Raw genomic sequence first — 6,229 nt, forward strand, 5'->3', positions numbered from 1 at the left:
TTGTTACGCTTTTGTCTCCTACCAAAAATGATGATTTTATGTCGCTATAAAACCCAGGCGCTTCGATACTGAAAGCAATAACAATAAAAAAAGCAGTCGTCATATAAGACCAACACTGCGTAAAACAGATACTAAGATAGGTAGTTAAAGCCATGATCATATATAAATACGGTAAGGATGTTTTTGAACCGCAAAAGAGCGCTTATACCAACCAAGAAGCCACCACTAAACTTAGTGCTAGCGAAACAAAAATCCTCCAATTTTTAATTGATAACAGTGGCGAAATTATCAGTAGAGAAAAACTACTTGAAATTGGTTGGCCAGATAAAGTTGTTGTACCTAATTCATTGAATGTTGCTATTGCTAACTTACGTAAAGCATTTAAGAGTAAAAATGAAATTATTATTACTATTAAAGGCGCGGGTTTTACCATTGCGAATAACACTTTTATTCAGCAACAGTTTCAACCTGAAGTTATTATTGATAATGAACAACATCACGCAGAACAATTACAACCAGCCGATAATCATAACGACACCAATGCGGCAGGAACAGAAACAGATAACACTAAAGTACAGTTAAAAAATAACGCATTCCCTACTATGGCAAAAATTGGTTATAGCGTCTGTTTAACGGTTATGTTGGCTTGGGTTATGCTTTGGGCAAGTAGCTGGCAATCACCGCCATGTGTTACCGTTAATAATCAAAAGATTTGTGGTAATATTGAACTGCTCAATCTACAAAAGCTGCCACAAAACTTGAGTGGTAAAAATACGGTTTACATTGATACCACTGGAAAAATGTATGAAAAAATTTAAATATCTCGTCATAGCATTATTACTTTTAATGCTATACCCCGTCATTAATGGCATGGGGTGCGACTTTAACTATAAATACGTAAGTTCCAATCATGAACAATTTGGTAGCTGCAAATTTGGTCAATACACATTAATTGACTACCCAGATCCCCAACAAGATAACGGTTATACTGTATTAAAAGGGCTCTATTTTTACGCCTTTGGCAATGCTGCCGTATTCGTCGTTGATACAGAAGATCACACGAAAAAAATTACTGATGCAGCTATTGAAAGCCTTAATTGGACTCAAGAGCGCTTTTGGCGTCAATTTGATCTTAAACGATTCGATAAGAATACAATGATCAGCTATAGCTCATCGCCTAAAAAGGCATTACATGTCATTCCTTATGATGGTACCTTATCCCTGACAGATAGTGGTCACTAACAAATTTACGGCTAAATAATCATTATTTAGCCGTTTTTTGTTAAACTTTCTAAAATCGGACAATGCGCACTTTTATCCCCAGGACACTGATCCGTTAAAGCTGCCAATGTTAATTTAATTTGTTTTAACTCTTCAATTTTATGATCAATCTCTATCAATTTTTGTAGCGCTTTTTGTTTAACATCTCGACTATGGCGATCAGGGTTTATTGATAATGCGAGTAACTGCTGACATTCATCTAAAGAAAAACCAATCATTCGTGAACGCTTAATCAATAATAATTCAGCTATATGACTCGCATTATAATAACGATAGCCATTAGCACCACGAGGCGCAGCACTGATCACCCCTTTGCTTTCATAAAAGCGTATCGTTTTAGCCGTTAATCCAGTTTGTTTAGCAACATCACTAATATTTATCATCACTTATTCTTCCGTTTAGTTAAACAACCCTTGACATTATAGTTACTGGAAGGATTATGCTAGGTCTATTATTTCATCTAAGCATAAAAAGGCGAGCACATGAATACAATAACTCTTCCTCTTGCCAATGTAAGTTGTATGCATTGCGTCAGTAAAATTCGTGATGCTATTAGCCCATTACCTAATGTTCAACTTATTGATATAAATACTGACCAGTTAACAGTATCTATAGACACCTCTTTACCTGATTTGTTCGATGCCATTTCAGCATTAGGCTATCAAGTTGGCTTTCATTACCAATTGCCGCTTGCTGGACTATCTTGTGGTCGTTGTGTAGCAAAAATAGAACAAGCCTTAAAGGAACGTCATGACATTGCACATGCTGATATTAGTAAGCAATTAGCTGATGTTTACGGCTCAATCAGTGAGCCAGCACTAACTAATATAATTATTGAATTAGGCTATCAAGTCGTCGCGAATTCAACATCTCAACAATATGACTTTACCTTGAATGGCCTTTCTTGTGGTAAATGTGTGGCTAAATTAACCACAGCATTAACTCAAGACAATATTGAGATTATTACACTGGATAAAAACACACTCAGGGTAATAACATTATTAACTGCTGACGATATTATCGCCATAGTGACAGCTGCAGGCTATCAAGCAGTATTAAAGGCTGATATTCATACCGCAACGGAAATCGATACACTCATCACACCAGAACCAGAACCAGAACCAATTATTGCTCCCAAAGGTAATGCAACCCAATTACTTTTATCTGGATTAACCTGTGCCAGCTGTGTCGCATCGGTAGAGAAAGCCATTAAGACTGTTGACGGCGTTACAAATGTGAACGTTAACCTTGCTGAGCGTACAGCTTTAATTTACGGTCAAGCACCGTCACAAGCCATTATACAGGCTATTGAAAATGCAGGTTATGGGGCAGAAGAAAGTGAAGATGATCAAACTCGTCGTATTCGCCAGCAACAACAAAACCAACAAACATTTAAAATCCATATCCGTAATGCTACTGCTTCTCTCGCATTAGGTGTTCCATTAATGGTATGGGGGCTGTTTGGCGGAAGTATGGTGATTGACTCGACAACCAGCCAAATAAGTTGGGGCATTATTGGCCTGATCACATTGGTATTGTTAGTCACAGCAGGTAAATATTTTTATATTAATAGCTGGAAAGCTTTCCTACACCACCGTGCCACTATGGATACTCTCGTTGCATTGGGCACTGGCGCTGCATGGCTATTTTCAATGACAGTTGTTCTTGCACCTAATTTGTTTCCCTTAGCTGCACGTCATGTGTACTTTGAAGCATCGGCAATGATCATTGGCCTTATCACTATTGGTCATGCATTAGAAGCTCGTGCTCGTAGTCGTACCTCAAAAGCGTTAGAAAGATTAATTGATCTTCAACCTCAAACCGCAATTGTGGTTGAAAATGGTCAAGAAATAGAGCGTCCATTAAGCGCCGTTATCACTGGAATGACATTACGCTTAAAGCCAGGAGCAAAAGTTGCAGTAGATGGCATTGTTATTGACGGCTCCAGTTATCTTGATGAGTCAATGTTAACGGGTGAACCTCTTGCTGTGCATAAGAAACAGGGAGATCACGTCCGTGCAGGTACTATTAATCAGCAAGGCAGTTTACTCTTTAAAGCAGAACATATTGGTAGTGACACCATGCTGGCACGTATTATTCAATTAGTCCGCCAAGCACAAAGCAGTAAACCTGCACTGGCACGATTAGCAGATACTATCTCAAGTGTCTTTGTACCAAGTGTTATGATCATTGCCATAATAACGGCTATGGCTTGGTATTATTTTGGTCCGCAACCTGCATCTGTTTATATGCTAGTAGCAGCAACAACTGTGCTTATTATTGCTTGTCCGTGTGCACTAGGTTTAGCAACCCCAATGTCAGTAACCGTTGGTGTTGGACGTGCAGCAGAACTCGGTATTCTTATTAAAGACGCTGAAGCAATGCAACAAGCGGCCAGTATTGATACCGTAGTATTAGATAAAACAGGCACATTGACCGAAGGTAAGCCGCAAGTTGTTGATTATAAAATTTATAATACGCTAACTCGTGAGCAATTAATTCAATTAGCAGCAAGCTTAGAACAAGGATCTGAGCATCCACTTGCCAATGCTATCGTTAAATCAGCACAACAGCAGCAGTTACAACTATACCCACACAGTGACTTTATAGCGTATTCAGGATTGGGGGTATCAGGCACAGTAGATCAACACCAGCTATTGTTAGGTAATGCTAAATTCATGATTCAAAATGACATTACTATTAGTCATGCTGAAAAAGATTTTGATTTCATAGCGAATCAAGGCGCAACACCTGTCTATCTTGCACAGAATGGTGCTTTAGCTGGCATTATTGGTATCAGTGATCCACTACGTAAAGATTCATTTTCAGCGGTTAAGAGAATGCAAAAAATGGGCCTTAACGTTGTTATGTTAACAGGTGACAGCGTTAAAACTGCGCAAGTTATTGCCAATAAACTGGGTATTTCTGACGTTGTAGCTGAAGTATTACCCGATGGTAAAGCAGCACAGATTACCTTACTGCAGCAGCAAGGCCGACGCGTAGTTATGGTAGGTGATGGTATAAATGATGCACCAGCTCTTGCATTAGCTGAAGTCGGAATCGCAATGGGTGGCGGTACTGATGTTGCAATTGAAAGTGCTCAATTTACCTTAATGCGTCACTCACTACACGGTGTTGCTGATGCATTAGAATTATCAAAAGCAACATTACGTAATATCAAAGAGAACTTATTTGGCGCATTTATTTACAATACATTAGGCATTCCAATTGCGGCAGGTGTGTTATTCCCTCTTACGGGAACACTACTTAGCCCTGTGATTGCTGGTGCAGCGATGGCGTTATCATCCATTACAGTGGTAAGTAACGCTAACCGATTACGTTTATTTAAGCCAAGCCGACAAGATCAGGAGAAATAATATGTGTTTATTATTAGGCGTTGCCGCAATTGGATTTATTGTCTGGTGGTTCTGGCTTAATCCAAGCTCTCGTCATTCAAAATAATACGAGTCCAATAATTGGATAATCATATTAAGGCTACTTCGGTAGCCTTTTTTGATCTCGTTTTCTATCAATCTTTGGTATAACTTAACCAATATTTTTTAAATTGTGGTAACGCATGTTCAAATCTCTCCTATCAAAAGCATTATTAGTACTGCCTTTTATTTCTCAGCCAATACTTGCAGATCCCATTGTGTGGAAAATTTATGACCAACAACGTGAATTTTATGTATTAGGTTCAATTCATGCAGGGAAAGAAGCCATGTTTCCTCTACCTGATATTTTTCTTGAGCAATGGCAACAAGCTGATGCCTTAATTGTAGAAGCAAATATACTGCAACAACCAACAGCGACACCCACACTATCCCCGCCGTTTACACACCAAGCATTACCTGCACCGACACTCAAACAATTAAAAAAAATCACTACAGCACTCAATATTCCACTTGAGGCATTATTACAACAACCACCATGGCTAACGGCAGTAACGCTGCAGCTAGCGCTAGCAGATAAGCTCGATCTTAAATCTGATTACGGTATCGATTACGTATTATTACAACGTGCGCAGCAACAGCACCTTCCCATCCTTGAATTAGAAAGTGTTAGCCAGCAATTCCACATGCTCGAAAACCTACCAGAAAATGGAGCTCCTATGCTAATTGAAACCATAAATGAATGGGAGCGAACTCAATCATCATTACGCTGCTTGGTTAAAGTTTGGCAAAACGGAGACAGTGAAAAACTTGAACAACTTTTTCAAGAGAGTCAGATAGATCCCACCACGGATGATGCTTTAATTTTTGATCGCAACAAGCGTTGGGCTGAAACATTGACACACGCGGCTTCCTATCAATCAGGAAAATTCATGATTGTGGTTGGTGCCTTTCATTTAATTGGCGATCAAGGACTGCCTAATCTAATGAAACAGCAAGGCTTTAAGGTTGAGAAGATAACCTCAGGGACAAAAGCGGAGTGCCCGTAAAATAGCAATGTTTTACGACTCCTAACATCAGAGATGTGCTATTCATCATTTTCTACAGACGAAAAAAACCGCATCTTTCGATACGGTTTTCTTAATAGTGGTCGGTGAAGAGCTAGGTTCTAATATCAGTGACCCCCCGACCCTTTGGTTATCCAAACTACTATCCATTTTATATAGACGAAAAAAAACCTGAATCTTTCGATTCAGGCTTCTTAATAGTGGTCGGTGAAGAGCTAGGTTCTAATATCAGTGAACCCCCGACCCTTTGTTATCCAAACTACTATCCATTTTATATAGACGAAAAAAAGCCTGAATCTTTCGATTCAGGCTTCTTAATGATGGTCGGTGAAGAGCTAGGTTCTAATATTGGTGAACCCCCGACCCTTTGGTTATCCAAACTACTATTCATTTTATATAGACGAAAAAAAACCTGAATCTTTCGATTCAGGTTTCTTAATGGTGGTCGGTGAAGAGGGATTCGAACCCCCGACCCTCTGGTCCCAAACC

6 protein-coding genes are annotated in these 6,229 nt (G+C 39.2%); 5 read left to right on the forward strand and 1 reads right to left on the reverse strand.

All coding sequences use genetic code 11. The features are described from left to right. The first annotated feature begins 152 nt into the window (after nucleotides 1-152). Together VXS03_RS14860 and VXS03_RS14865 are read left to right on the forward strand one after the other, a co-directional pair. A complete protein-coding gene (locus VXS03_RS14860; RefSeq protein WP_327764598.1) occupies nucleotides 153-818 on the forward strand; it encodes a winged helix-turn-helix domain-containing protein in 666 nt (221 codons plus the stop codon). Beyond that, a complete protein-coding gene (locus VXS03_RS14865) occupies nucleotides 805-1,242 on the forward strand; it encodes a hypothetical protein (protein ID WP_327764600.1) in 438 nt (145 codons plus the stop codon). The genes VXS03_RS14860 and VXS03_RS14865 overlap by 14 nt, the downstream gene beginning before the upstream one ends. 26 nt (nucleotides 1,243-1,268) lie before the next feature. Here the strand turns inward: VXS03_RS14865 and cueR are convergent, their stop codons facing one another. Next, on the reverse strand, nucleotides 1,269-1,664 hold the full coding sequence (gene cueR / locus VXS03_RS14870; protein ID WP_327764607.1) for a Cu(I)-responsive transcriptional regulator: 396 nt from the start codon (nucleotides 1,662-1,664) through the stop codon (nucleotides 1,269-1,271). A gap of 99 nt (nucleotides 1,665-1,763) precedes the next feature. Between cueR and VXS03_RS14875 the strand changes: the two genes are divergently transcribed. The 3 genes from VXS03_RS14875 to VXS03_RS14885 all read left to right on the forward strand — a co-directional run bounded on the left by VXS03_RS14875 (nucleotide 1,764) and on the right by VXS03_RS14885 (nucleotide 6,156). After that, nucleotides 1,764-4,658 (forward strand): cation transporter, encoded by a 2,895-nt coding sequence (locus tag VXS03_RS14875; protein ID WP_327764602.1) that lies wholly within the window; start codon nucleotides 1,764-1,766, stop codon nucleotides 4,656-4,658. 200 nt (nucleotides 4,659-4,858) lie between these two features. After that, on the forward strand, nucleotides 4,859-5,722 hold the full coding sequence (locus VXS03_RS14880) for a TraB/GumN family protein (protein WP_327764603.1): 864 nt from the start codon (nucleotides 4,859-4,861) through the stop codon (nucleotides 5,720-5,722). A gap of 128 nt (nucleotides 5,723-5,850) precedes the next feature. After that, on the forward strand, nucleotides 5,851-6,156 hold the full coding sequence (locus VXS03_RS14885) for a hypothetical protein (protein ID WP_327764605.1): 306 nt from the start codon (nucleotides 5,851-5,853) through the stop codon (nucleotides 6,154-6,156). Nucleotides 6,157-6,229: the final 73 nt, after the last annotated feature.

This window comes from Photobacterium sp. S4TG1, from assembly GCF_036040035.1.
Classification (GTDB): Bacteria; Pseudomonadota; Gammaproteobacteria; order Enterobacterales; family Vibrionaceae; genus Photobacterium.